The organism is Paenibacillus artemisiicola, from assembly GCF_017652985.1.
Lineage (GTDB): Bacteria > Bacillota > Bacilli > Paenibacillales > Paenibacillaceae > Paenibacillus_Z > Paenibacillus_Z artemisiicola.
Genome location: NZ_JAGGDJ010000012.1, coordinates 36,349 through 61,707 on the forward strand (window position 1 = coordinate 36,349; position 25,359 = coordinate 61,707).

At 47.6% G+C, this 25,359-nt stretch carries 27 protein-coding genes and 2 pseudogenes; 4 read left to right on the top strand and 25 right to left on the bottom strand.

The features are described from left to right. The first annotated feature begins 223 nt into the window (after positions 1–223). The gene (locus tag I8J29_RS16170; RefSeq protein WP_208848582.1) at positions 224–787 is read left to right on the top strand and encodes a GbsR/MarR family transcriptional regulator; all 564 of its coding nucleotides are present in this window, start codon (positions 224–226) and stop codon (positions 785–787) included. A gap of 92 nt (positions 788–879) precedes the next feature. On the opposite strand, the gene I8J29_RS16175 is transcribed toward I8J29_RS16170, so the two are convergent. The 10 genes from I8J29_RS16175 to I8J29_RS16220 all read right to left on the bottom strand — a co-directional run bounded on the left by I8J29_RS16175 (position 880) and on the right by I8J29_RS16220 (position 8,488). Next, positions 880–1,398, bottom strand: coding sequence for a DUF2179 domain-containing protein (locus tag I8J29_RS16175; protein WP_208848583.1), 519 nt, complete (start codon positions 1,396–1,398; stop codon positions 880–882). Beyond that, positions 1,395–2,297, bottom strand: coding sequence for an ectoine hydroxylase (gene thpD, locus I8J29_RS16180; protein ID WP_208848584.1), 903 nt, complete (start codon positions 2,295–2,297; stop codon positions 1,395–1,397). Before thpD ends, I8J29_RS16175 begins: the two co-directional genes overlap by 4 nt. Positions 2,298–2,314: 17 nt before the next feature. Beyond that, complete coding sequence (locus tag I8J29_RS16185; RefSeq protein WP_208848585.1) at positions 2,315–2,701, bottom strand: ectoine synthase; 387 nt, start codon at positions 2,699–2,701, stop codon at positions 2,315–2,317. 33 nt (positions 2,702–2,734) lie between these two features. Continuing rightward, positions 2,735–4,018: a diaminobutyrate--2-oxoglutarate transaminase gene (gene ectB / locus I8J29_RS16190; RefSeq protein ID WP_208848659.1), complete on the bottom strand. Its 1,284-nt coding sequence runs from the start codon at positions 4,016–4,018 to the stop codon at positions 2,735–2,737. A 31-nt stretch (positions 4,019–4,049) separates the two neighbouring features. Then, positions 4,050–4,595 carry a diaminobutyrate acetyltransferase gene (gene ectA, locus I8J29_RS16195; protein ID WP_240546241.1) on the bottom strand — a complete coding sequence of 182 codons (546 nt, stop codon included), beginning with the start codon at positions 4,593–4,595 and terminating at the stop codon, positions 4,050–4,052. A 23-nt stretch (positions 4,596–4,618) separates the two neighbouring features. Further along, entirely contained in the window at positions 4,619–5,467 is an 849-nt protein-coding gene (gene ehuA / locus I8J29_RS16200; protein WP_208848586.1) for an ectoine/hydroxyectoine ABC transporter ATP-binding protein EhuA, read from the bottom strand. Positions 5,468–5,477: 10 nt separating this feature from the next. After that, positions 5,478–6,140, bottom strand: coding sequence for an ectoine/hydroxyectoine ABC transporter permease subunit EhuD (ehuD, locus tag I8J29_RS16205; protein WP_208848587.1), 663 nt, complete (start codon positions 6,138–6,140; stop codon positions 5,478–5,480). A gap of 6 nt (positions 6,141–6,146) precedes the next feature. Continuing rightward, positions 6,147–6,830 carry an ectoine/hydroxyectoine ABC transporter permease subunit EhuC gene (gene ehuC, locus I8J29_RS16210; protein ID WP_240546242.1) on the bottom strand — a complete coding sequence of 228 codons (684 nt, stop codon included), beginning with the start codon at positions 6,828–6,830 and terminating at the stop codon, positions 6,147–6,149. Continuing rightward, the gene (gene ehuB, locus I8J29_RS16215; protein WP_208848588.1) at positions 6,799–7,692 is read right to left on the bottom strand and encodes an ectoine/hydroxyectoine ABC transporter substrate-binding protein EhuB; all 894 of its coding nucleotides are present in this window, start codon (positions 7,690–7,692) and stop codon (positions 6,799–6,801) included. Before ehuB ends, ehuC begins: the two co-directional genes overlap by 32 nt. 379 nt (positions 7,693–8,071) lie before the next feature. Continuing rightward, the gene (locus tag I8J29_RS16220) at positions 8,072–8,488 is read right to left on the bottom strand and encodes a TIR domain-containing protein (protein ID WP_208848589.1); all 417 of its coding nucleotides are present in this window, start codon (positions 8,486–8,488) and stop codon (positions 8,072–8,074) included. A gap of 80 nt (positions 8,489–8,568) precedes the next feature. Between I8J29_RS16220 and I8J29_RS16225 the strand changes: the two genes are divergently transcribed. Beyond that, positions 8,569–9,135, top strand: coding sequence for a DUF421 domain-containing protein (locus I8J29_RS16225; RefSeq protein WP_208848590.1), 567 nt, complete (start codon positions 8,569–8,571; stop codon positions 9,133–9,135). A gap of 1,445 nt (positions 9,136–10,580) precedes the next feature. On the opposite strand, the pseudogene lgt reads toward I8J29_RS16225, so the two are convergent. The 5 genes and pseudogenes from lgt to I8J29_RS16250 form a co-directional block, all read right to left on the bottom strand. Further along, a pseudogene (gene lgt, locus I8J29_RS16230) lies at positions 10,581–11,507 on the bottom strand (prolipoprotein diacylglyceryl transferase). A gap of 196 nt (positions 11,508–11,703) precedes the next feature. After that, a complete protein-coding gene (locus I8J29_RS16235; RefSeq protein WP_208848591.1) occupies positions 11,704–12,825 on the bottom strand; it encodes a Ger(x)C family spore germination protein in 1,122 nt (373 codons plus the stop codon). Continuing rightward, complete coding sequence (locus tag I8J29_RS16240; protein WP_208848592.1) at positions 12,822–14,204, bottom strand: spore germination protein; 1,383 nt, start codon at positions 14,202–14,204, stop codon at positions 12,822–12,824. The genes I8J29_RS16235 and I8J29_RS16240 overlap by 4 nt, the downstream gene beginning before the upstream one ends. Before the next feature lie 363 nt (positions 14,205–14,567). Continuing rightward, positions 14,568–14,876 carry a hypothetical protein gene (locus I8J29_RS16245; RefSeq protein ID WP_208848593.1) on the bottom strand — a complete coding sequence of 103 codons (309 nt, stop codon included), beginning with the start codon at positions 14,874–14,876 and terminating at the stop codon, positions 14,568–14,570. A 200-nt stretch (positions 14,877–15,076) separates the two neighbouring features. Then, complete coding sequence (locus tag I8J29_RS16250; protein ID WP_208848594.1) at positions 15,077–15,253, bottom strand: hypothetical protein; 177 nt, start codon at positions 15,251–15,253, stop codon at positions 15,077–15,079. Between the two features lie 510 nt (positions 15,254–15,763). Here I8J29_RS16250 and I8J29_RS16255 point away from each other — a divergent pair. Together I8J29_RS16255 and I8J29_RS16260 are read left to right on the top strand one after the other, a co-directional pair. Beyond that, positions 15,764–15,922 carry a hypothetical protein gene (locus tag I8J29_RS16255; RefSeq protein WP_208848595.1) on the top strand — a complete coding sequence of 53 codons (159 nt, stop codon included), beginning with the start codon at positions 15,764–15,766 and terminating at the stop codon, positions 15,920–15,922. A gap of 810 nt (positions 15,923–16,732) precedes the next feature. Beyond that, a pseudogene (locus I8J29_RS16260) lies at positions 16,733–17,953 on the top strand (IS110 family RNA-guided transposase). 420 nt (positions 17,954–18,373) lie between these two features. Here I8J29_RS16260 and I8J29_RS16265 read toward each other — a convergent pair. The 10 genes from I8J29_RS16265 to I8J29_RS16305 form a co-directional block, all read right to left on the bottom strand. Next, positions 18,374–18,712: a hypothetical protein gene (locus I8J29_RS16265; RefSeq protein WP_208848596.1), complete on the bottom strand. Its 339-nt coding sequence runs from the start codon at positions 18,710–18,712 to the stop codon at positions 18,374–18,376. Positions 18,713–18,824: 112 nt separating this feature from the next. Then, complete coding sequence (locus I8J29_RS34480; protein WP_338113191.1) at positions 18,825–18,989, bottom strand: tyrosine-type recombinase/integrase; 165 nt, start codon at positions 18,987–18,989, stop codon at positions 18,825–18,827. After that, positions 18,929–19,342, bottom strand: a complete 414-nt coding sequence (locus I8J29_RS34485) for a tyrosine-type recombinase/integrase (RefSeq protein ID WP_338113192.1) — start codon at positions 19,340–19,342, stop codon at positions 18,929–18,931. Before I8J29_RS34485 ends, I8J29_RS34480 begins: the two co-directional genes overlap by 61 nt. Positions 19,343–19,361: 19 nt before the next feature. Beyond that, on the bottom strand, positions 19,362–19,664 hold the full coding sequence (locus I8J29_RS34490) for a site-specific integrase (protein WP_338113186.1): 303 nt from the start codon (positions 19,662–19,664) through the stop codon (positions 19,362–19,364). A 54-nt stretch (positions 19,665–19,718) separates the two neighbouring features. After that, the gene (locus tag I8J29_RS16275; RefSeq protein ID WP_208848597.1) at positions 19,719–20,111 is read right to left on the bottom strand and encodes a hypothetical protein; all 393 of its coding nucleotides are present in this window, start codon (positions 20,109–20,111) and stop codon (positions 19,719–19,721) included. A 175-nt stretch (positions 20,112–20,286) separates the two neighbouring features. Continuing rightward, complete coding sequence (locus tag I8J29_RS16280; RefSeq protein WP_208848598.1) at positions 20,287–20,613, bottom strand: hypothetical protein; 327 nt, start codon at positions 20,611–20,613, stop codon at positions 20,287–20,289. Positions 20,614–20,832: 219 nt separating this feature from the next. Next, positions 20,833–21,690: a copper amine oxidase N-terminal domain-containing protein gene (locus I8J29_RS16285; protein ID WP_240546244.1), complete on the bottom strand. Its 858-nt coding sequence runs from the start codon at positions 21,688–21,690 to the stop codon at positions 20,833–20,835. Positions 21,691–22,016: 326 nt separating this feature from the next. Next, positions 22,017–22,586 (bottom strand): Uma2 family endonuclease, encoded by a 570-nt coding sequence (locus I8J29_RS16290; RefSeq protein ID WP_208848599.1) that lies wholly within the window; start codon positions 22,584–22,586, stop codon positions 22,017–22,019. A gap of 329 nt (positions 22,587–22,915) precedes the next feature. Continuing rightward, the gene (locus I8J29_RS16300) at positions 22,916–24,169 is read right to left on the bottom strand and encodes a toprim domain-containing protein (protein WP_208848601.1); all 1,254 of its coding nucleotides are present in this window, start codon (positions 24,167–24,169) and stop codon (positions 22,916–22,918) included. 16 nt (positions 24,170–24,185) lie between these two features. Continuing rightward, positions 24,186–25,235 (bottom strand): hypothetical protein, encoded by a 1,050-nt coding sequence (locus I8J29_RS16305; RefSeq protein ID WP_208848602.1) that lies wholly within the window; start codon positions 25,233–25,235, stop codon positions 24,186–24,188. Positions 25,236–25,359: the final 124 nt, after the last annotated feature.

The window sequence follows — 25,359 nt, forward strand, 5'->3', positions numbered from 1 at the left end:
CCTTGTTTCTATATCTGGCGACTGGTTCCAGTTTAGGGAGGATTGCTTGTTTAGTCAACAATAAAAACCGTTTATAATTTACGTACAGTATAAACTTTACACATGTAATGCTCCCCTATCCGCCCTTATGCTCAGTATTCCTCCTGTGAAAGCAAGCTTTACAATGTTTTCGCAGGTGATTACAATTACAATGACGCCGGATTAGGTGACCTAGGAGGCAATCATGAACGAAGAAGTGAACGGTTTAACGCCTGAGCAAATACGGTCGCTGGATGCATCCAGACAGCGTGTGATCGATTCGATCGGCAAAAATATGGACTTATATGGGATTACATTGTCGATCGGACATTTATATGGCTATATGTACTTTCAAAACGACCCCATCACGCTAGATCAAATGAGCGAAACGATGGGCATGAGCAAGACGTCCATGAGCACCGGGATGCGGACCTTGATGGATCTGAAGATGATCGATAAAGTATGGGGCAAAGGCTCGCGGAAAGACTTCTACGAGGTCGTTCCGGACTGGCACAAGAACTTCGTGGATTTCTTTTCCATCAAGTGGCGCAAGGCCGTCGAAAGCAATATGGCCTCGCTTGAGAAGTCATTAAGGGAAATCCGGCTGCTTCGTGAATCCGACCCGGATAATAAGGCATTGAGCAACGTAACGGCGATTGATGAGGATAAAATCAAGGCTGCATTGAACTATTACAAGTGGCTGCTTCGGCTGATCGATTCGTTTGAAACCGGCGACATTTTCTCGTTTATTCCAAAAGAAGACGAATAGCGCGAGAATTTCGAGCAGAAACCATAAACGGCGGGGACACTATGTCCCCGCCCATTTGTTTGTTCTCGGATCTAGATCTACTGAGGTGACCGTTATTCCAGCAATTTCGCCCAGAACCCTCCGCGAAAATACCTCGGCTCGTGCGAGATGACGAATGCCTTCGGCGCTTCCCCTTCGATCCGTTTCAAGAGCTTTTTCTCGTTGCTGCGCTTGACGAGCACCTGCATAACGAGCCGTTTGCCATGTCTGCCCTCACCCGTCCATACCGTAACGCCATAACCATGCTGCCGCAGTTTGTCAGGAAGCGACGTATGAACCGTATCGGCGATGACCTGCACGACCGAATAACCGAGTGCCAGCCGCTCTTCAATGCGGCTGCCTAGATACACGCCGAGGCCGAAACCGATGCAGTAGGCAGCCATATGGATCGGGCTCGATAAATTTTTGAGCACGAGCTGCAGCCCGGCGAGGTAGATGAACACTTCGATCATCGCAAATAAAGAGGCTGCGCCCCTCCTGCCCTTAATGACCAGGATAAGGCGCATAGTGAAAATCGAAACATATGCGATGTTGATGCCGAGGATCGACATCGCGATAATGGCAAGCTTCATTGGCCGTCGCGCGAAGCGATATATCGTGGTCTCGGCTTCTGACCGGAAAACGGCGTCACAAGCCGATTCTCGACGCTGTTGTAGACGATGAATACGTTACTGCGCGGATAGGGCGAGATATTGCTGCTTGACCCGTGCATGAGGTTGCAGTCGAACACGAGCAGCGATCCCGCCTTTCCGACCGGCATGTCGATTCCGCCTTCTCGTGCGAGCCATGTCAAGCTATCCTTGTCCGGTACGCCATACTCTTGCTTGCGGAGCGATTGCTTAAAATGATCTTCGGGCGTACGGCCAACGCAGGCGACGAATTTCTTGTGCGAGCCCGGCATCACCATGAGCGGTCCGTTATACGGGTTGTTATCTTCGAGCGCAATCGAGACGCTCAGTGCCCGCATCGCCGGCATTCCGTCCTCCACGTGCCACGTTTCGAAATCGGAATGCCAGTAAAATTCCTTCCCGGAGAAGCCCGGCTTGAAATTAATGCGGGATTGATGGATATACGTTTCCGATCCCAGCAAAAATCGAGCAACGCTTGTCAGTCGCTTATGTTCGGCGAGTCCCTTAAAAACGGGATTGTCGTCATGCACGGCAAAGACGGAACGCACCTCGTCGCTGCCAGGCTCCCGAATAACAGGCTCGGCTTCGCGTTCGCGGTAATAGCGTTGAAGTCTTAGCAACTCGGACTTCCAGGCAGCTACTTCGTCTGGCGAAAAAAATTGTTCGAAAAACAAATAGCCATTTTTCTCGTACTCGTTAGCTTGCGCTTGAGATATCGGACTCACCGGCGACCAATCACCATATAGCACGGGATCCGTCCGATCCAAGAGCACCGGTTCACCGCGTTCCCGAGAAGGGTAACGATCGGCCGCGAAGCGACGGTTTGCTTGTTCGGCTTTCATGGCAGCACGCTCCTCGGTTAATTTTCCGCTGTGAGCGGATATACGCCTTCGTCATCATGGACTTCGGAGCCGGTAAGCGGCGGATTGAACACGCACACCATTCGCAACTGGCTTTGGGCGCGCAGCAAATGCTTCTCATGACCGTTCAGGGCGTAGAGCGTTCCCGGCCGAATCGGATACGTGCGTCCCCCAATTACTTCGATTTCGCCTTCCCCTTCGATACAGTAGACCGCTTCGACATGATGCCGGTACCAGATCAAGGTTTCGGTCCCGGCTTTAATCAGCGTGTCGTGCAGCGAGAACCCCATTCCGTCCTTCTTAAGCAGCAGACGCCGCGCATTCCATGTTTTCGTATCGACATCGTCCTTCGTTTGAATCACGTCGTTTAAATGTTTGACGATCATAAGTTCCATCGCTCCTTCGGTTAACGGGGTTAATTAAGCTCTGGCTTGCGCCGCGCCGGCAAGCTGGACTGAGTCGAGCACTTCGTGCAGCGCCGTCTCGATTCGCTCCAGTCCTTGCTTAAGGACATGCTCTTCAATGGTGAGGGGCGGCATTAACTTTGCGACTTCGTCCTTCGGTCCGGAGGTCTCGAGAATGACGCCGTGCTTAAAGGCGGTTTTGCTTAGCCGCGCGGCATAGGACGGTTCTCGAAAAACAAGTCCCTGAATCAGTCCCTTTCCCCGGACTTCCGTGATCGCCTTCGGATACTTTGCCGCCATGCGGTGTAAAAATTCGAGTATCACCCGTGAACTTGCCGCGATCGCAAGTTCCAGCTCCGGCGTCCGCCAATAGTCAAGCGCTTCACTTGCCGCTACAAAACCCAGATTATTGCCGCGAAATGTTCCATTATGTTCGCCTGGGTGCCAAACATCGTATTCCGGCTTAATAAGCGTCAATGCCATCGGTAAGCCATAGCCGCCGATAGACTTCGACAAACAAACGATATCCGGAGATAGGCCGGCTTCTTCGAAACTGAAGAAAGTCCCTGTTCTTCCGCAGCCCATTTGCACGTCATCGACGATGAACAAAATGCCGCGGTCGCGGCAAATGCGCTCTACCCGGCGAAGCCAATCGATCCTCGCTTCGTTTAGCCCTCCCTCGCCTTGAAGCGTCTCGAGCATGACGGCTGCTGGCTGATCGATTCCGCTTCCCGGATCGTCCAGCAGCTTTTCCAACATAAGCGTCGTATCGATAAGCGTACCGAAGTATTGATCGTACGGCATAAACGTCGTTCCGCTGAGCGTAACGCCGGCACCTTTGCGTTTAAAGGCGTTGCCCGTTGCCGCAAGCGATCCGAGCGACATGCCATGAAAGGCGTTGGTGAAGCAAATCACATTCGTCCGGCCCGTGGCTTTGCGCGCGATCTTCAAGGCGCTCTCCACCGAATTGGTGCCCGTCGGCCCCGGGAACATGACCTTATAATCCAGCTTGCGAGGTTCGAGTATGAACGACTTGAAGCGGGTGAGAAACGTCTCCTTCGCCTCTGTAGCCATGTCCAGGCTGTGCGTTACGCCGTCCGCCAGCAAGTACTCGATCAGCTTGGCGCGGATGCGGGGATTGTTGTGTCCATAATTTAGTGCACCAGCGCCTGCGAAGAAATCAATGTATTCCTTTCCGGCTTTGTCCCAGACACGCGCGTTGCTGGCTTTGGTAAAAACGGTCTGAAAGCTGCGGCAATAGCTGCGTACCTCAGATTCAAGCCGTTCGAATATGTCCATCGCGCCGGGCTTGTTCTCGTTAGGTTTCACGTTACGACCTCCCTGTCGGTAGATTTGCGGTTGCAGACCGGGCAGCCTGCAGGGGCCCGATGCGAAATAGCAGCTCCGCATCATGAACCGTTTCGCTGGGAAATAAGGTCTTGCGGTAATGCTCCGCCATGCGGCATTGGGTACCGTATCCTTCGGCAAGGCGAAGGAACAGCTGTCGCGAAGGCTGATTGCCGGGACCGATTGTCGCTTCGACGTACCGGATGCCGGACAATTCCTCCCGCTCCAGGAGATGACGAAGCAACCGCATGCCGACTCCTGCGCCTTGGAAGTCCGGATGCACGCCGATTTGCCAGACGAACAGCGTGTCGGGCTGCGACGGCTTGCGAAATGCGGTCACGAATCCGGCAAGGCGGTCAAGCAGACTCGCGACCGCGCAAGTGTCCGCAAACATATCGCACATCATCAGGTACGCATAGACGGAATTCGCGTCCAGCTTCTTTGTCTCGGCCGCAAGCTGCCATATGGCTGCGCCGTCCGTGACATGCGGCCTGCGGAAGGTCAATTTCGAACTGTTTATAGTCGTCAATATCCGCCGTTCCCTTCGTTGGGTTATCGTGTGCTCGTGCCAAAACGTTGGAGAAACGCCTGAAGCCGTTCGCTCTTCGGATGTTCGAAAATCGCCGACGGAGGTCCTTCCTCGACGATGCGGCCGCCATCGCCGAAGACGACTCGATCCGCCACGTCCCGCGCAAAATCCATCTCATGCGTAATCAGCATCATGGCCATATCTCCGTCAGCCGCGATTTCCTTAATGACGCCAAGCACCTCCCCGACCAGTTCGGGGTCAAGCGCCGAGGTGACCTCGTCGAATACCATGATCTTCGGCTGCATCACGAGCGCCCTGGCGATCGCGACGCGCTGTTTTTGCCCGCCCGACAGCCGCGACGGATAGACGTCCAGCTTGTCGGCAAGACCAACCTTGCGAAGCATCGCGATGGCGCGTTCATGCGAATCCTGTTTCGACATGCCGAGCACCGCACGCGGGGCAAGCACGACGTTATCAAGCACCGTCAAATGAGGAAATAAATTGAAGTGCTGAAAAACCATGCCGATGCTCCCGCGCATCCGACGTAAGTGCTTAGCGTTCGCCCGCACGACACGGCCCGATTTGTCCTTCATGTCCCAGAGGGATTCGCCATCAATCCAAATCCGACCGCTCGTCGGTTCCTCCAGCGTCATCAGCATGCGACCGAGCGTTGTTTTGCCCGAACCGCTTGGTCCGATGAGCGCGAGCTTTTCGCCTGGCCGCATCGTCAAGTCGATGCCCTTGATGACTTCCAGTTCGCCGTAGCGTTTCGTGACATGTTCGAAGCGCACGAGCGCTGAAGCCGAGTCCGCTGTATAAGCCTGCACGCCGAATACTTCCTCCGCTGCCTCCGGAGTGTATAATCCGTTCATGTGTAACCCCCTAAGCGGTGAACCGTCGTTTTAGTCGCTTCTCGATTTGGGCGATGCCAAAAGCCATCGCCAGGCTGAGCGCTAAGAACAGAACGCCCGCAATCGTGTATGGCTCGAATACCCGGTACGTGACCGAGGCGGTATTTTTGGCGGTGAGCAGCACTTCCACAAGCGTAATCGCCGAAAGCGTGGGCGTTTCCTTCAAAATGACGATCAAATAATTGCCCATGACCGGAATAATAGGCGGCACGGCCTGGGGCAGCACAACCGATACCCACGTTCGCGTTCGCGAGAGGTTCAGCGCCTTCGCCGCTTCCCATTGTCCGCGGGGCACGGCATCGATGCCGGAACGGTAGACTTCGGACAAATAGGCGCCATAGTGCAGCCCAAGACCGATTACGCCCGTCGCGAACGCCGACAGAGACACCGGAGTCAGCATCGGCAAGCTGTAGTACAGAAAGAACAGCTGAACCAGCAGCGGCGTACTTCGGATAAACTCGACGATCCCGCGATTTGCGAGGCGCACCGGCGCTAAGCGGAATCGGCCAAGAATCGCAAAACCCATGCCGATGCAGGCGGCCGCCGCGAATCCGGTCAGCGTCGCGGTGATCGTAACCAGAAAAGCGCGAAGCAATTCGGGCAGCACTTCAAGCGCGTACGACCAATCCCACACGACCGCTCACCTCCATTCCGAAAACTTGCGTTCGAGGACCCGTACCGTGACGATAATGCAAGCGGATAACAGGAAATAAGTCAGCAGAAGCAAACCGAAGATAGCCGGTGTCCACGAATAATAATTATTGCGCAATACCATCGCCTGGTACGTCAAGTCCGCCAGCGTGATGAAATAAATCAAAGACGTCGACTTCAGCAGCTCGATCATCAAATTGCCCATCGGCGGCATCATCCGCACAAACGCTTGGGGCAGCACGATTAGCCGCAACCGCTGCCATGGCGTCAAGTTCAGGGCGGTCGATGCCTCCAGTTGTCCTTTTGGAATGGCTTCTACCGCGCTTCTTACGATTTCAGCGCCATATGCGCCAATATTCAACCCGATCGCAAGCACCGCCGAGAGGAGTTTGGATAGACCGACTCCCGCAAAGGGCAGCGCAAAGTATAACCAAAACAATAAAATAAGCAAGGAAACAGATCGGAATACTTGGATATAGGAGCGGCATAGGACCCGAATGGCAGCGAATCGCGACAGGCTGCCGAGCCCGGCAAGACCGGAAAGCATGAGCGCTAGCGCGGCCGATAACAGCGCGACCTTTACGGTAATGTTAATACCGCTTGCAATTAGTGGTAACCAATCTAGTCCGTGCATGGTCATCTTACCCGGCGCACAGCTCTGCCGTTTTGGCATCTCCCGGCAGTTCCTGCTCCGTAAAGCCGAATTGCTTCAAGATTGTCAATAGTTCCCCTGAGTCTTTCATCTTTTCAAGCTCGGCATTGTAGGCGTCCCTGAAAGACGTATCCGCGGTGCGGAAAGCCGTCGCTCCGTAACCGCGAACGCTCTTCCCGTCTACGACCGGCTGTTCGAAATCCATGACTCGCTCCAACTTGGCATCTGCGGCGGCATCCAGCCTGGATTGGAGCGCCGGTCCCGTCATTGTGATGGCATCGGCTCTGCCGGATTGCAGCGCGCTAAGTGCCGCGTCCTGGTCCGGCACGATCACCATTTGTTTCTCGGTGACGCCGGAAGCTTTCAAGTATCCGATTTCAATAGCACCGGCCATGACGGCCACTTTCGCTTTCGCGTTACTCGCCACCGCCTTGTAGCTCGTTAGCTTGAGCGGATTGCCGGCTTGAACGGCCAAGCCTTCTCCGATGCTGTATTCGGGATTCGCGAAGGCCACCGCTTGACAGCGCTCGGGGTTAATGAACATGCCCGCTGTAACGAGATCGAACCGATCCGCCTGCAGTCCGGCGATTAGCGAAGAAAACTCCGTCAGCTCGCCGCGAATTTCGTTAATGCCGAGTCGCTTCAGCACGGTTCTGGCGATTTCGACCGCCTCTCCCGTAAGCTCGCCGTCCGCGGTTTTGTAAGCGTACGGATTCTCGTTCGCAAACCCGACAGTCGCATATCCTTGCGATTTCAGCTTCTCTAGGATGCTCTCAGAAGCCTTCCCCCCGTTGCTCGATCCCGCATTTCCCGCCGTGGCCGAAGCCGGCTCGTCGTTCGTTTTCGAACCGCACGCGCCAAGCAGCAGCAAGGGAAGGACCATTAGAACCAACCACTTTCCTCTCACGCATTCTCACGACCTTTCATTAAAATTTTTTTAGAACACTTACAAGGCTACCATCAATTAGCACTCGGGGTCATTTCCAGAATTGCAAGATAATTCAGCCTTTTTAAGGTTGACTTGACATCAAAGGGAGTCACCGCCCTCTATCGCCAAATCCCTCCAGTTTCCTCCCGGATGATTGCGATGAGAGCGTTTTACATCTCGCTATTTTTATGTTAATAAGTTTTTCTTATATATAAAAAACCGTTATTGTTAACATGATAAGATAAACATCACTTATAACGAGTCGTATATGAACACAAAAAACGCCTGCATCCCTAGAAGCCGGAAGCAAGCGTTATTTATCGAAACAATTTCTTCAAATTAGATCGTGAAATGCTTTAAACAGTTCTTCGGCGTTCCATGGAACGCACCGGTCCGCATAGCGTTTCACAACGGGCGAGATATGCAGGTTATGATCCTTAAGCACGACGATCAACGGCTTGTCTCCCTCCGACTTACAAGCCATGATTTCTTTGCTAATCCAGTCGTGATAATGCGTATAGACGCCTCCGAGCAGAAGAAGCGCGTCGCATGTCTCCATCTTGTCTTTGATTCGTTCGTAACGGAGTCGTCCCTGATAGCTCGGAGACCGGGCGATATGGGCTTGAACCGTGTGGAAATCAAACGTAAATTCATTGGATTTCTCGAGCATTTTCGCTAATTCTTCGTATGCTTGGTCAAAATACCAGGAACAGCTTAAATAACATTGAATTCGTTTCTGTACCGTTTCCATGGCCCCTCCTGATTCCATTTATCGTATATCCCCCATTATCGCGTGTCATACTAAGTTGCAAAAAGGAGCGTGCCGTAAACATGGACTGGATATGGAAATCGTTCGTACTCGTCCTCGTCGGGATTGTGTTGCTGCGAATCGCCGGGCGAAAGTCCATCTCGCAAATGACCGTTGCCACGACCGTCATTATGATTTCCATCGGAACGACGATCGTACAGCCGATCGCCGACCAGCACATGTATAAGGCCATCGGGTCGGCAGCTGTCTTCATCGCAGCGCTGATTATTGTAGAAGTACTTGAATACAAATTTAATTGGATCGAAGGGTTGCTTACGGGCAGAGCCGTATTGGTCATACAGGATGGTCAAGTTCAACCTGACAAATTAAGATCAATTCGGATGACCGTTGATCAATTAGAGGCATTGCTCAGACAACAAGGCATCACTCGGTTCGAGGACGTGAAGAGCGCCACGATCGGACCGAATGGACAAGTCGGCTACGAACTCACGCCCCAAGCGAGACCGGTCACGTTAGGAGACTTGGAGCGTCTCCTCGGAGTTCGTCTGCCTCAAAATCCCGCAAGCTCCATCTTCGACGAAGTTCGTAATGGCGGTCATTCTACGGCAATCGACCCGAAACTGCACTAGCATACCGTCGGGATTAAACCAAATTGACAAAAAGGAGCCTGTCGTGACAGGCTCCTGCGATTTGTCTGCTTTTGATTATAAGAGATCAAGCCCATGTTGTAAATAGATACGCCTTCGAAAGCAATGCCTTCATGTTGAAGAAACTCAACGATTCCAACTTTCAAGATCGGCCAGGATCTCTGAAAGTCAGATCGAATCGGCTGAAGCGAAGGCAGTTCGCAACGTAAAATCACGGTCTTCGCCATTGCTCCATCATATCCGCAGACGGATTCATAAGTTCCAAAACGATGGAGACTGAAGTCTGGGTATATCGAAGATTTTATAACCCGATACGCCTTACACCCCCATTTCCGCAAATAACGAGGGTTCTTTTAACCGATGATACCTCTGTCGCTTGGTGTTGCCGATGACCTTTTTGGACCGGATTGCAAGCAAGCGAGGATTACTATGATTGCTCCATGATTGCGAAGCCTATGGGATGCCATTCTAATCGCTCCCATCACGATTATTGATGCATCCTTCGTCATTTTATAGGTTCCGTTGTACATAGGGGAAGTTTCTAATTAATCAATGGCTTTTACTTAGAAGTGTGCATGGAACGCTCAGAGCGTCGTTGCACCTGGACTGGCAGCCTGCAATTCCTACTGAAGATATTTCTAATGTTACTTGAGATTAGTTCCGAGAATGTTTTCAAACTTCCGAACCAATTTGAAATATGATACTAAAATTAATATAAGTATAGGATTGATCATTAAAGAATGCCATATTGTCCACCATCCATAGTTAAAATATCCCCAAGGTCTCGGAAGCAATGTAACTAATTCATATAACCCTAAGCATACATCCAACAGCAGTAAGTATATGACTTGAAAAATCAACGACTTTTTAAATGGATACCAATTCAATATCATCATGTTAACTGGTGGAAGCAGAAATAAATGAGCTACTATTGCTGGCCAGTCAATGTCTTTAGTAAAATACCAATAACCATGATATTTTAAGTCCACATAAAGATCGAAGGTATTTTTAAACGCCGTAGTGAAAGACCATATGTGAAGTATTTGATTTCCAGTAAGCCGTTTGTTAAAGGTGAATGCGGCTAAATTGAACAGGACGACTGAACTTAGGAGTCCGATCATTAATATTGCCTCTTTTTTCTTTTTTCATTATTATGGCCAATAAGTTTGCATATAAAACCTCGTTTGGCTCTAAGCTTAGCTTACCTATGTTCTGTTTAGTTATTTCTGTAGTCCGATAATCGTAATTGAGGTACTTCTCTAGCCAGATAAGTTCATTCATTTGCCAAATGCTGTTGCACATTTTTAAGTTCGGGTTTTCGTCGTACTATCAATGATACAACTTTTCAATAATTGTACGCTAACTATTTCCGCTTTTATAATCAAAAATGAACTCCTGCCATATTGATGGACGGAGTTTTAATGTTTTTAATGACTATCTTGAGGATGATTAACCTGGAATACAGTAGCAACCGTGTTTCTTGATTTAAAGGGTGAACTATAGCAATTAGCAATTTTTTCGTTTCGCCGAATTATGATGAACGCGACTGCAGCTATAATAATTACTACTGCAAGCAACTGGGATATACGAATATTTTTACCCGTTTCCATTACTCCCCACCCAAAAGCGTTCATTGGACTCCACATTGTTTTAAGCATTGAAGCCAACCACTGTGGACCTTCAAAAGCGAGGCTGCTGTCTGTACGACGCCTTCAATATAGAAACGACCGAGCGAGTATCATATGAAATAGCTCATAAAAAGCTCGCCTGCACGCAGAAATGATCTTCTGCGAATCCATAGGAGTACAAGAAGTCCGATAAGACTCCATATAGATTCGTATAAAAATGTCGGGTGATATTACTGACCTGCGATGAACATTTGGTTAACGATGAAATTCGGAAGATGTAGTGTATTTCGCAAAAAACTCTCCGATACAGGACCACCATGCGCTTCTTGGTTCATAAAGTTTCCCCAACGACCAATCATTTGTCCTGTAATTAAACCGGGAGCGCAAAAATCCGCTTACGCCAGAAGTCATACCCTTTTCGCCGCGTATAAATAACAGCCACTACGACAGCCCCAATTAACGCACCGTAAATGGCTATACCACCATGCCATATGGCTACAATTTCGGCTAAATGATGATGATAATAGCTCCATTCGAAGGCTACATAATAAGCTCTTGCAGCAATCAATGCGGAAGGCAAGCCAATATAAAGAAATCAGAGGAAATTCCAAATCGCTTTCCTTCCTTTAACGCGAGCAGTAATCCAATAAAAGCTCCTAGTCCGATAATAATTCCGTACCAATGAACTTGAATTGGCCCCAACGAAATAGCAATTGGATTCAACATTATTTTACTTTCACATCCCTAACGCATTATTTGGTCTATAACAGCATAACAAAGAATAACCAGCGAGGAAAACCATTAAGGTGTTGAACTCACTCCGTATTCACATGCTTCGCTGAGTACTCGTCGTATAGTTGGTCAACATAAAGGCGCGAGGAGATTAAGGGGAAGATTTCTTAAGTCAATCTTCGCTTCTATGTCATTCATTGCTTTTCTCTCGCAGCTCGAACGTATTTGTTCCCATGAGCTTGACTTTGACCTGCAACTCCATTCCCGGTACGTCCTCATTAATGGCAAAACCTTTGCGATACCAGATTTCGTTTAAGGAGTAAATGTCGACAGCGCGTTTCTTTCCGTTCTCGTAGGTTTGGGTTATTTCGCCCTCGATGTTTTCTTTAATCAGTGACTCTGCTTTATTCAGCCCGAACTCAAGCTTCTGCTCACGGAGGAAGGCGTCCACGTTGAGGGAAAGCTTGATGATCCGTTTCCCATGTTGATATGCAGGGCTCTTCGTGATCTTGCTGTTCTTGACCGCAACGGTTCCATAAAAGTTGCCCTTTTCGTCTTTAATGGAGAGAATGCCACGGGACGTATTCTTATCCAGCCATTTCAAACCGCTCACCTCTTCACGGTTGAACATGGCTTCGATCTTTCCGTTCCGCAGCGCGAGAAGGCCGTTCACGATCGGTAGCGTCATCGGCTCGCCTTCCTTATCCCAATTCTCGGTCAGCTTGATATGATCAAGCAGTGTCGTCTCGTACGGTTCTCTCGATGAGCGTATGAAATTCTGGTAGCTCAGAGGCTTGAAGGAGGAATTCATCTGTTTGAACAGGAGATTTGGTTGGAAGTACATGGTGTTCACGGGAGACGTCCCCGTAATCGGTTTGGTGCTGAGAACCTTATCGAGGTCTTCATTCGTTGCAAAAACCCAAGGCGTATATCGCTGATCTCGTGTTCGCATCAATTCGTCATGAATTTCGAAGACTCCTTTTTTCAGCATGCGATCGGTGAAAATAAACACTTTATTCTGGGTCCAATCGGTCCGCATCTGGCTTTCCTTCTGCAGATCGTACATCGCCATCCCGATGCTTTCGCCTTCTCCTTTTGCTACGACGACCGGATTCGGGGCAACTGCGCTTCCTTCTTGCTTCGCCATAGAAGAGAGCTCGTTGATTTGTGCATAGATTTTGTATTGTCCATCGACGAAATCGATACCCATCATATTAACGAAGTTGAAGTATTGAATATTTTTGACGTCCCAGCAACCGCAGAGAACTAATAACAGACAACTGATGCAAATCGCTTTTCTTGCCTGTTTCATTTTGTGTCATCCTCCATTTTGGTATCGTCCTGCAAATGGAGGTTTTGCGAACGTTTCTTCATCATGTTTGCTGGTTTTTTCAGTAACCCTCCCGTGAGATCTGACCAGGACGGCGGCGATACCGGAGACAGATACGGAACGCCGAATGATTTTAGATCCGATAAATATGCGACGAGGAAGACGGACATGAAGAATCCGAACATGCCGAGTATCGAGCAAATCACCATAATTAAAATACGAACGATCGACACGATACCGATAAGCGTAGGGTTCACAAGCGTATAGCCGGCAATGACCGTAGTGGCGGCAATGACCGTAACCGTAGGGGACGTAATGCCAGCCCGTATGGCGGCATCGCCTACGATGATTCCGCCGACGACAGTTACGGTTGGCCCGACCGATTTGGGGAGCCGAAGGCCAGCTTCCTTAAACAGCTCAAAAATGATAAGCACGATGATCGCTTCGAGTGGAAGTGAGGTCGGGAGCCCGATGCGGTTCGTTGCGATGGTAGCCAGTAACGGAAGCGGGACTTGATCGAAATTGAAGCCGAGGAGTGCTATGTAGAACCCAGGCAGGAACAAGGCCAAATTCCAGCCGAATAAACGCATCAATCGTTGAAAGGAGCCGATGATTGAACGGTAATAGCCGTCTTCCGGCGACTTGATGAGCGACGTCAGCGTGACGGGGGCGATGATGGCAAGTGGAGAGCCGTTTAGCAAAATGACGAATCGGCCGCCGATCAGATATTCTGCGGCGAAATCCGGCCGACCGGTATTGTCGATCAATGGAACCACCGACAGAGTCCGGTCTGAGATGGCTTCCTCCAACTGGGAACTGGTAATGAGCGCATCGATGTTGATTTTCCGCAATCTTGTCCGGGCCTCATCGACAGCCCCCTTGTTCGCAATATCCTGGATATAAAGGAGGCTAATCGCGGTCTGGCTCCGGACGCCTATCGTGAATGATTCTACTTTGAGCGTCGTCGTCCCTAGCCGCTTACGAATCAGAGCGACATTGGTCTGAAGGCTCTCGGTGAAACCGTCACGCGCGCCCTTCGAAGAAGTCTCCGTAACGGACTCTTCCGGGTTTCTCTGGGGCGGGTCTGCCACATATTGCACGTAGCACCGAGCCGATGCCAGCTCAAAGAGAAGCAAGCTGCCGTTGAACACGTAAGAGGCGAGCTCGTCCTTCCAATATTCCGTCAAGGTTATGGGATGCTGCCGCCAAACGTCCACGCTGCATGTGCTTAGCTCATTGATTTGCTCTCTATTGGACATGCCTTGGCAGAAGACAAATAGAAAATCTTTATTTGGCTCGAAAACTACATCGCCGCAGTGCTCGAATAATCCCCGAATATCACCTTCGTATATAGTACTCATACCACTTCACCACTTTCCCGTCATTCCTTTCATTACTCTGAAATACAATTTTTCATACTGACCTTCACCTGTGATATATAAAGTGCACTGGTGAAGAACAATACGGAGATCCATGCTTCCTGATTACGGCGCTTGGTTTTAGAAACCAATTAAAGTAATCAATAGTAGATACAACTGAAATTCATATTTCACCCTTAAACTGGTACTTCTATTTGAATCGAGGATAATATCCCCAAATTTAATGAAAATATGTTCAGATAATTTCCAGAATGCTTAAAATTTTTTTGCTCCTTCACTTTCTAGATCAATCTCCGCCAATCGAAACTATTCTTCATCGTCGGCAAGAAGCAGAAAATCAAGTTCCTAGCCCGCCATTTGGCCGTTTCCCAAAAAACGGCACCAATTTGCTATTACGATGAGGGTGTTGAAAAAAGTCTGTTTGGAGGCTACTCCGTCGGGAATAACATCTAGTTCGTGCTGCACGTGGGTTAGTCCGAGGGCGTGTTGCCAGCGAATCCATCTTCCTGTAAGCGCCGCCGGATGTTGGTCGGCCGCTCCCGATCGATGCCCCGTGTGGTTGTCGCAGATCGTCAAAGAACTTGATCCCATAAATACAAAAGCCGCGTCGCGTAGCTTATCTGCCAAACGTACATCCCAATCGGTGTGTTTCATTGCAACTCCCCCTTAGACTCAGATTCATTCATCAATGATGACAAGATTTAAGCTGCCTCTGTGCAGCCTCAACTTGAAGCCGTTCATGCTCAGCCAAGATGCCCGCGATGTCCTTAATCGATAAGTCCTCCACGTAGAAAAGTGTCCCAAAAACGGTACTGGCCGCGCATAAAAAAGAGACCCTCTTGGGGTCTCGATCTTTATTTATGTTCTGGATCTTTTAAGTTATCTGTTTGTATCCGGTAAATAATATCTTCAAGCTCTTCAATTCTGCCTTCATTTTTGTTACGTACTGAATAAATTAAATGGCTTAACTTCCACTTATTCAGATATCGTAATCTCTCATACAAATAGGTTATTAGTTGGTTTTTATCCACGACATCACCACCTCCAAGAGTTGAAAACAACCACCTCGACAGTAAGGAAGTCAATTTGGAAATGTTGAATAGAATGACTATTGAAGAGGTTAATGGCTACATTAATTACTTAGTAAATGAAAACACACTTCGACCCGTCGTTGGACATAAGTCCGATCAGTGTGTTAAATTCACGTAAGGAAAGATCAGTTATGTCTGTCACAACTCCATCGGATGTGAGCGCGTAGCTCAACTCGTGTACAGCTACAGCGTTCGTAGTGCCGGCCAGTATGTTCGAGAGGGTCGAGGCGGACATGCACGTCCCCCTATTAGTGCTTCCTACTCGGCGCCAGTGTACCATATTATTCGGAAGTTAGGTATTGTTGACAGTGTCGCCAAGGGACTTATCCTCGATTTTCTCCTCTGGAAAATTGCAACGCAATGCGAACTGAAAACATTAGTTATAAATTCATTAGCGCCGTAACCAATGAGACAACACCTCCATTATCTAGTAACAAGGAGGTGATGACGATGGTAAAGTTACTAGATGTGAGAACAGCTCAAAATGCAAGCTATGGTTTTTCAATCTTAACCCCATTAGCAGCTAATGTACGCACATCTTTAGGGAGTGTATTGTTAAACACGGCGGAGGCAACAGGGGCAACAAGTGGTATTCAATGGGGTCGCTGAACTTCGTTTTACAGGTTCACCTCCGCCACCGAGTACCTCAATTTTTATAGGTGTGCTACGAGGAGATATCACCAGCGACAAGGTTATTGCTTATGTAACCTATCCGCTAAATTTGGGAAATTCTAATTTTCAGGTCTTCGCTTTTACGGCTTCGGACTTCAATGTTCCAGTTGATCCGTCTAACACGTTGTTATATACTTTCTACTTGCTTAGTACGGTAAATGCCGACAGAGTAGGAATGGAGAGTTTTAATGCAACTGCATATTCAGATTAGCCACCGGAGCCGATAATTTTATTGAAGCTTTCATAGGGGTCTCACAGAATTGAAGTCGCGGGGATTAAACCGCGACTTTTGTTTTCATGCCATACATAAGCATCAGCACGACCATCCAATAGCTTTGTCTTCTCTTCTCCGGTACAAGCCTCAACGGACTATTTATTTTTTTATTGACTTCATTCCATTTCTCTCGCGTCGGGAGTGACTGCCTACAATGCCTAGCTCATGAGTTTAGCATTAAACGGTATTGAGGTGTACTGAAAGCCTTGGTCAGTGTGAAGAAGAATACCGGGAAGGTTCGTATGTTATAAAGTATTTGCGACGTGATTAAACTATCCTGCCTTTTGCGCAGCGACGGCAACCGATCGTCTAAGGCTGGCTGCCGTAGTGTCATGTTTTAGCTATTGTGTCCCGTTAGAAAAAACGAGCGCCTCAGCACGATGGGGTTATGCACGAGGTCAATAGCCTCAAAAAGCTCATCAGGAGGTCGCTCTATTATGAAGTTTAAATCACAGGACAAGCAAAATTAACGCATTAAAAACATTACCGATCTCACCTTGTTGTCGGCGTTGACATTGCTCAGGAAGTTCATGTAGCCCGAGCCGTCAACTTTCGCGGCATTGCGCTAGGTCCTCAGCTTGAGTTTGGTAACGATCGTGAAGGATTCAATCAATTCAAACGTTGGATTCAAGAGCTATTCAAAACCAACAAACCGAACAAAGTCATCGTTGGCATGGAACCCACTGGCCATTACTGGTTCAACCTCGCCCGCTGGCTGGTCACTCAAAGCCTGGACCCCGTTCTGGTTAACCCTCACCTCGTCAAAAGAAAAAGGAAAACCGAGACAACACCCCGTCTAAAAGCGATCGCAAGGTCGCACTCGTCATTGAAGAGATGATCAAAAATGGGTACTACTCCCCGGTTCGTTTCCATCCCGAAACTTACGTGGAACTGCGAATTCTCATGGCAAACCGAGAGACGGTGACCAACCGACTAAACAGCGCGGTTAACCAAATCCACCGCTGGATGGACATTGTCTTCCCCGAGCTGCGACAGGTGTTTAACATTCTCACCTGCACCAGCGCAATCGCTACGCTCAGGCTCTTCCCATTGACGAACGAAATCAGCCGCTTAAGCACAGATCCTCGACGGTTGGAAGCAACACGTGAAGCGTCATGTTGGTGTAAAACGGGCTGAACAGCTTATTTCAGTGGCAAAATCCAGTGTCGGGACCACCACGGCACTTCATGCTTACCAGTTTCATCTTAGGCAATTGCTCGATGAATACGACCTCGAACAGCAACAGCTCGAACAGATCGAACGCGAGCTTCATCTCATTCTTGAACAAATTCCCTACGCGCAGAAGCTGATTGAAATCCGAGGCATCCGTGCAACGAGTCTAGCCGGTGTGCTTGGTGAGGCCGGCGATTTAAGCAGCTTTTCGCACGGAAATGCGTTGCTGCGGCATGCCGGGTTAAATCTAGCTGAGGCCAGTTCTGGGAAGTGGCGAGGAAAGATGGTACTAGCAAACGAGGTCGTCCCCGCCTACGTCATTTCCTCTAGCTCATGACGATGTGTATGGTCATGACAAACCCGGAAATCCGGGCTTTGCACCGTTACAATGTGGAGAAAAGAACGTGAAGAAGATGAAATCCATCATGAAGTTATGTAACAAAGTAGCGCGTTTGCTGGTCGGCCTGTCTAAGAGCAATGAGGCTTACGATTCCGCTCGCTTGTTCCCTCAGGCAGCTTAAAACCGCTCTAACCTCACCAGCTCACGCATTCGCAGGATGACAAGAAGCACGGAGTATCGGGAGACGTTACGCAAAAGGCTGGGACCCATTCCATTAGATACACTGACCTCTACCCTTTAGTTAGATGTGACGAAGGAATGAAAGGGCTATGACCCGTTGCGACATGGGAGCGAGAATCGCTAAGGCAAAGTGGAGACGTTCGTAAATGGAACAATGTGGGTGAAGCTTTCCTCACCTTTATTTACGCATGCCCTTTTCGCTTTCTCCCAGCAACAAGCTCCAGCCTATCTTCTTCTTTCATTTTCATTTAAGGGTGAAATCCTGCGAATTCATGAGCTTGAGTGAGGAAAGTGAATCATTTCGAGGGAGCGTAAGAATCTTGCCGAATGGCCCGAAACCTGAAACGGTTCTATTGGCTGCTTATTGGGACTGTTTTATATAAACATTTCCTAAGTCCATTAGTCCCCTTACAAAAATACGATTATGATTCTTTTCATTTTTATACTCTATAACCCAATCGGGCCAAAGGTAGTCTGTGATTGACCTTTTTTTGTATACGGCAATACCAATCGTCTTGCCAAGATTGCTAGTATCAGATTCAGTAAGTGAATGCTTACTAATATAAACATTATTCTCAAATACTAATGTATCGCCATTCATTTTATATTTGTCTATCCAAAATCTTGTATCTAGAAAATAAAATACTCCCCCTAATATTAATAGAATCACTAATAGCCCAACAATTTTCCATGGTTTCATGATTTATCCCCTTCAGAACGGAAATATATTTTATAAATTTCAACACACTCTTCTACAATACCACATATTGGAACTATCCTGCCCTTTAGTTGAATCATCCGCTGCTAACACACTAAAAAAATCGGCGATAAAGTTCTCTTCTTCGCTCGCCGCGGAGCTGAGCATAGATTTGTGTGGTTGATGCTTTTTCATGCCCCAGCATGCCTTGAATAAAATCTAATGGTGCGCCATTATCCAGCAGCTGGCATGCATAAGTATGACGAAATCGATGGGGTATACGTTTGCCTCGATTGCTCCGCGAGCTGCAAGCCGTTTTATTGCCCACCTGAGCGTTGGAATGGCCATACGTTTAACCGGGTTTGTATCCGTTACAAATAAGGCTTTACACGAATCTTCACGGCTAGCCAAGTACTTCCTCAACCATACTTTACACTCCGTTGTGAAGTAAATTTCTCTCTGCTTTGAACCTTTTCCATTTACAATAGCCGAGCAGGTTTCCCAATTCAGATCTTCAATGTTTATCTTCTCGACCTCTCCAATACGGCAGCCTGTGCTGTAGAGAAACTCGAGCAGCGCCTTTTCCCTTGAGGTCTGACAGGAAATCTTGAGATGGATTACATCTTCCTCCATCAAAAACTTAGGAATCCGCTTATCCATTTTGGGCACGTAGCTTGAGTGAAGGGTTGGTGGGTAGATAGGTTTCTTCATATGCAAATCGGAAGAGCGAACGCACAAAACGAATACGGTGCCCTAGACTGCTAGGCTTTAATCGATCGGACTGCTTTGCTAGGTATTCCTTAAGCAGGTTCAGAGTTATTTCAGTAATTTCTAGGTCCCCCAGCTCCGTAACCAGCATCTTGAGTTGCAGGGAATAGGCTTTCAATGTATTTGCACTAAACCCTTGGATTCGTTTATCTGATTCATAATGATGCCAAAGCTCGCTTAAATTCATAATAAATACCTCCTATTAGAGCAATTAATACTAGTTTGCTACTAATAGAAGGTTTTAGACTAATTGATTCAAGTAGCGTGCCCCGTTAGTGCAATTCAATTCAATCGTGACACATGTGATTTGACAATCCATCATAGGTATCTTCATTGAACATTTATAAAGTTGAACACCACTAACTTCAACATCGTCAATCGTAATCCCATGCAAGAAGAAATCCATTTCACCTGGATTGCTAGGAGCCTTCCCCTTTATTCCCTCCAGCCAAGTATTAATACTGACCGAAAAACAATTCCTAAAGAAAATCATCTTATCATTTTCATTGTTAACTACATCTCCATATCTCATTTGAACTAAATGTGACGCATGGTCGTATGAGAAGCCCTTTAGCTTAGTATCAATATAATCCGTTCCTAATTGTTCAATAAGCAGCTTGCTACTAAGTCTCATGGGGAATAATCCTCTCAATTATGAACTGGTTTTCTAGTACCATTCGCTAGGAAATTAAACTATCCTGCCAGTATGCGCAACGACGGCAGCCGATCGTTCTGAGGCCGGCTGCCGTCGTGTCATGATTGAGCTATCGTTCTCCGTTAGTTCAACATCCTGAATTTCAAATAATTCTTTATATCCCTAACTCAACCATTCTCCAACTCCCGTTTTCAAACAATTCATAAGAGTTATTTTTACGTCGTATGGGTCTGATTAAATCATGTTGACAGCTTTCCATTGGATCGTCAATTAGAATCCAGTCGGCTTTGGACGTTTGGAAATAAGCTTTACTAAAATGCTCGGCATCTTCTAAATCGTCAAACCAAAAATCGTTGTGTGCTGGTAGATCTCGATGTGATAGATAAACAAATAGATATATTCCATCGTGCTCAGTTTCATATATCATGACCTTTTTAATATCATGAGAAGTGCTGGGTTTAGTTAAGGCATACTTTCTCACTTTATCAATCAACCTCCAATATGCCTAATCTTCACTGAACACAAGTTCCAGCAGTCTGCTGTTGTTTAACTATCGTGCCCGTTAGTTCAATCTCATTTACCCTTGACGACATTTTTATCAGTTAAAAATTCCTCATAGCTGGACGCCGTAAATTCGATTCCCTTTCAAGTTTAAGGCGGAGTTGCTATCGTACACAACACATTGAGCTATCGTACCTTTTTACGGAGCTGTATTGCTGATCTCCTTAAAAAAACCGTTCTTTGAGGCAATATCAATTAACCCCAAAATATCCAGAAGTGCTTTGTAGTTAAACCTAAACCATTGGTTTTCATTTGCTTCATAAATTAAAGTCTCGGGGGCGTCATTAGCAGTCGTTGATTGAACTAAGGTATAAACATCAAAACGTTTTATGCTCTTCCCTTCCTGGTCAAGAAAGTCAAATTGTCCACCTTTATAGTAGTCGCCAGTTGTCACGAGGTTTACGTTATCGGCGTAGTTAGAAGGTGCTTCGACCTTCATCCCTTTGTTTTCAACAAAAATATTATATATCGCTTCGTTATATGTATTACCGGTGATTTGATTTACTACTTCGCCAAAAGTCAGATAGTATTCTTCTTGCACTGCTTTCACCTTTACACCATCGATGACTAATGGTTTGGTTTCGACAGTTACTGCAGAATTGCTGTAACCTACATTGCAACCAAATGTTTCTGCAATAAAACGAAGTGGAACCATCACACGATTATTCTTCAGATAGGGTTCGACATCAAACTGCATCGCCTTACCGTTTTTCACTACTTTATTGCTATTCAGTTGTAATATTACCTCTACATCACTCTTAGTGAGCACGACTTCCGAAGTCGACCAGTCGACTGTTGCTCCCAAGTTTTCACTGATAACGCGCAGAGGTAACATTGTTCGATTCTTCTTGATATCGGGACTTACATCGGAGGAAATCGCAATCGGTGCGCCATCGATTTGATTTTTCATGAGTATTTTCACCGGTTCAGCGGCGTTAGCGGATGCTGCAAAAATCATCACGCTTAACACAACAACTGTACAAATCAGCTTCTTCAAAACGACCACTCCTTATCTTAATATGTGTTGTTTTTGTCTTGTGAATTGCATCTAGGGAAATGCCTCCTAACAAAACTGATCTATAATACACATATGCCACAGGTAATAGCATGAACAAGCTACTTCTTAAGCTAAAATGTACTAGCTCTCTCGTTCGATTTACAAATATATCCACATCTAATACGCAATGGATAAAGCTAAAGTTGCGCTATCCTGTCCCTAAGAGTAATCATCAGCACATCATAAACGAATTGTGCTTTGTATCGCCAAGGTGCTTAATTCGGAGCATTAAAAAACCGACTCCTGTAGGAATCGGCTTAATAAAATTAAGTCTCCAGACTGAACAGCTTACTGAGAGGAATCTGCAACTCCTTAAACACGTTCGACTGCACGTTATCCTGTTCCGTATATAATTTCCGCACTTGATACAATCCATCCTGCAGCGCATACACATGGACGGTGCGATTTCCGGGATCGACAATCCAATATTCTTGGACTCCGTATTTCTGATAAAGATTGAACTTCTCATTAAAATCCTTTAGCGCTGTTGATGGCGACAACACTTCGATAATCATTGTTGGCGCCCCGTGGCAGCCATTCTTCGAAATCTGATTCTTAGAGCAGACGACAGACAAATCCGGCTGCGTCACATGTTCGGGAGTATCATATTGGTCACTTTCGCTGAAGAACACATCAAACGGCGCAACGAACACATAACAGCTCTGATTCTGAAAATACGTTCGCAGTGCGAAATGCAGCTCTCCAACGATGAACTGATGCAGCGCATTTGGAGCAGGCGACATATTGTAGGCTTTACCGTTAATTAGTTCCCATACTCCGTCCCACGACAACCAGTCTTGATAGGTGTTCAGCTTCTTCTCATCCGGATTCGACACCGGGATCCACCTCCTTCGGATTCATTATCTGTTGATTATATCCGTATCGAATTGTTCGATCGATTGCCGTATGTCTGAAGTAAAATCAAGTTGCTAATACCCGAATTATAACATAATTCCCTGCTTAATCTCAGTTTTGGAACTTACGATTGGAGGTATACATATGCCGTCCACTGATTCAAGAGATCTGGAAGTGCCATTGCTGAAATTATCGACACCTTGGCGCATACGGCATGCCTACCCGCTTCAGCCATTGGAACTTTGGGAAACGTTTAGCAAACCTAAAAGGTGGGCATCAGTTTCCTACTATACCATTAATAATCCTTTACTCACCTTAGAAGCGTGGACACTTGCGGCAGATACCCATGGTCTAGCAAGTCGTCAATGCCTTTTCCGAGCGAAATGTCCCACATAGCAAGGCTGAGCTGCATTTCGGTTTCCTTTGCGAAATACTCAACGCACTGCCCGAGGGCCATCTCAACTTCCTTCGTAGTTACAACATCCGCGTCATAAGCAAAGATAATATGCTTACAACCTAGTGCCTTCAGCGGTTCAAGCAATAGCGAGAACGCACCGGCACCTGGTATACCGAAGACCGGTTTAATTAGCCCGTCCGCAGCCTTATCAGCTTTTAGTGCCCCTTCTGTTACCCAGACTTCCGAACAATCAACTATGGTATCCGCGGTATCCCCGACGTTCCAGTATTTCAAACAAGGGCTTGGCAACGCGAGATGTACCGGAAGCGGGCCGCCAATGGACGCGCCGTTATCCTTTGAACCGCTGCTCCACCACCAATATCGCTGTCCCTGCTTGAGCTCCACGCTAAAGACAAATTGGCCGGATGCTGAAGAAATCTCTTTTTTATTCTTTTCGGTGAGCTCGACAGTTAACGGCTTATCTTGAACCATGATTGAACACTTCGCGCGACGCTTCCCGCTTTGATCTCGCGGAAGTTCCTCCAAAATTTCGCCCGTCATGGCACCCTTTATATCCAGTTCCAGGGGTGGATTATCTACCCTGATCTGCCAGCCGGTAATCTCATTCGAGATGGTACGGAACGGGATCATGAGACCCATACCGCCAGCCATCGTCCAGTAGGGGCCGTATTGGCCTTCTTGGCAAAAAAAACCCGGCACCCCCAATAGATCGCTATTGTCGCTCAGTCGGCTAATGACGTTCTTGGCAATTTTATAACGTTCCTGAACGGGCATGGTACGATACTCGCGTAGCTGAATAACCTTCTCTTCAAGGAGGCGATCATGAATCAAATGGGAGTAATGCTCAGGGGATAATGAGAGCTCCTTCAGTAAGGCACGATAAACGCGGTTGAGGTGATGATCGGGCTTCTTATCGACAGCCTTATTCACATTAATTTCAACCTTTATTTTCGGTACGGCATTGGAATCTAAAACATGCCGGAATTGACGGCCAATAATGGAATCGAAATAATCATCACTTGGCACCCTCATACAATAAACAACCGTTTGCTCGAGGTTTATCCGGCACCAACCTTTATGTCCACAAATCGGACATGGGGACTGGAGCTCGTACCATCCCTCGTGCTTTATTCTGCGTAGCTTCATGCCCCAACTCCTTTTCTTATGATGCTTGAAGAATCGTGCCCATGCGCTCCTCAAGGAGCTGCAATTGATCAAGAGAGAATGACGTAAACTTGCCGTCCCAAGAAGTAATTTGGAGAACAGCCTGGACCTTGTTCTTCAAGTCCTGTTTATCCCAGTTCTTGGTGCTATTCAAAAAACGGCTGACAAATTTGTTTTTCTCCCGCTGACGATTCTTCTCATGCTGCCCGGTAAGTCCTTGGGTTGGGTACCCATTGTTCGAAGAAGACGAGCCTCGGCTGCCGTTGCTCTGGCTTTGCGAACGATCGGAATTCCCATGCGACGCAGATTGTTCACCTCCATGCGACTGTTGCTCGCTTCCTTGCGGTTGTCCTTCTTCGTCAGTAAGAGTTCCGTTTTGACCAAATGGCTGCCCTTGGACCGGATCGGAATGACGGCCTTCGTTCTTCAGCTTTTCATGAGCGCTCTGCCGGGCATCCGTCATATAAATGTCCTCGTACGAAGAGAGACCTCCGCCAATATTTCCATACCCCCCATGCGAAAGCGCGCGACCAACCGCGCTTGTCGAAGCATTTTCTATCGGGTTGGTGGAATCTACGCCCGAAGTTGCGCCAAATCCAATGATGGAACGCTCAATTGTTTTAAAAGGCTGACCGTATTTATTCAACCCTTCAAATTGGCATGTCATGACCCACTGCTCACCGATTTGCTCAGGAAAGGTATGAATGACGTAACTCTTTTCATGGGCTTTGTGAACAGCGATCATCTGCTCGATTCGGCCTTCCACCTCAACATACGGCCGGAATGTTTCGACATACGTTTTCCCATGGTAGGAGTAAAGACCAAACTGCCTTTGTTCGGCAGTAAGAGTATACTGCTTGTCCATCACCTTTTCCTTTTGCGGAAGCAGCCGAATGTGCTTATGGAATTCATTTGCCATCAATTGATACACCGACTGTATTGTCGAATGTGCACGTGCCTTCTTCTCAAGTGCGATACGTTTAACGTGTTCGGCCTCCTCACCCGCCAAGAAAGGAAAGCCGTTTCGCTCTTGTCCTTGGTTCCCCATTCTACATACCTCCATTGTTCATCTTCGAATTACCCCTGTGCTGCAGAGACCATCAGCTTCAAATTGCCAATAAAAAAGACGCATTCAACAATCGAATGCGTCTTCAATGGAATGGAAACAAAAA

Coding starts and splice junctions, on each gene's coding strand:
- I8J29_RS16170 (WP_208848582.1), top strand. CDS start 224: ATGAACGAAGAAGTGAACGGTTTAACGCCTGAGCAAATACGGTCGCTG.
- I8J29_RS16175 (WP_208848583.1), bottom strand. CDS start 1,398: ATGAAGCTTGCCATTATCGCGATGTCGATCCTCGGCATCAACATCGCA.
- thpD (WP_208848584.1), bottom strand. CDS start 2,297: ATGAAAGCCGAACAAGCAAACCGTCGCTTCGCGGCCGATCGTTACCCT.
- I8J29_RS16185 (WP_208848585.1), bottom strand. CDS start 2,701: ATGATCGTCAAACATTTAAACGACGTGATTCAAACGAAGGACGATGTC.
- ectB (WP_208848659.1), bottom strand. CDS start 4,018: ATGGACATATTCGAACGGCTTGAATCTGAGGTACGCAGCTATTGCCGC.
- ehuA (WP_208848586.1), bottom strand. CDS start 5,467: ATGAACGGATTATACACTCCGGAGGCAGCGGAGGAAGTATTCGGCGTG.
- ehuC (WP_240546242.1), bottom strand. CDS start 6,830: ATGCCAAAACGGCAGAGCTGTGCGCCGGGTAAGATGACCATGCACGGA.
- ehuB (WP_208848588.1), bottom strand. CDS start 7,692: ATGGTCCTTCCCTTGCTGCTGCTTGGCGCGTGCGGTTCGAAAACGAAC.
- I8J29_RS16220 (WP_208848589.1), bottom strand. CDS start 8,488: ATGGAAACGGTACAGAAACGAATTCAATGTTATTTAAGCTGTTCCTGG.
- I8J29_RS16225 (WP_208848590.1), top strand. CDS start 8,569: ATGGACTGGATATGGAAATCGTTCGTACTCGTCCTCGTCGGGATTGTG.
- I8J29_RS16235 (WP_208848591.1), bottom strand. CDS start 12,825: ATGAAACAGGCAAGAAAAGCGATTTGCATCAGTTGTCTGTTATTAGTT.
- I8J29_RS16240 (WP_208848592.1), bottom strand. CDS start 14,204: ATGAGTACTATATACGAAGGTGATATTCGGGGATTATTCGAGCACTGC.
- I8J29_RS16245 (WP_208848593.1), bottom strand. CDS start 14,876: ATGAAACACACCGATTGGGATGTACGTTTGGCAGATAAGCTACGCGAC.
- I8J29_RS16255 (WP_208848595.1), top strand. CDS start 15,764: ATGGTAAAGTTACTAGATGTGAGAACAGCTCAAAATGCAAGCTATGGT.
- I8J29_RS16265 (WP_208848596.1), bottom strand. CDS start 18,712: ATGAAACCATGGAAAATTGTTGGGCTATTAGTGATTCTATTAATATTA.
- I8J29_RS34485 (WP_338113192.1), bottom strand. CDS start 19,342: ATGGAGGAAGATGTAATCCATCTCAAGATTTCCTGTCAGACCTCAAGG.
- I8J29_RS34490 (WP_338113186.1), bottom strand. CDS start 19,664: ATGAATTTAAGCGAGCTTTGGCATCATTATGAATCAGATAAACGAATC.
- I8J29_RS16275 (WP_208848597.1), bottom strand. CDS start 20,111: ATGAGACTTAGTAGCAAGCTGCTTATTGAACAATTAGGAACGGATTAT.
- I8J29_RS16300 (WP_208848601.1), bottom strand. CDS start 24,169: ATGAAGCTACGCAGAATAAAGCACGAGGGATGGTACGAGCTCCAGTCC.
- I8J29_RS16305 (WP_208848602.1), bottom strand. CDS start 25,235: ATGGGGAACCAAGGACAAGAGCGAAACGGCTTTCCTTTCTTGGCGGGT.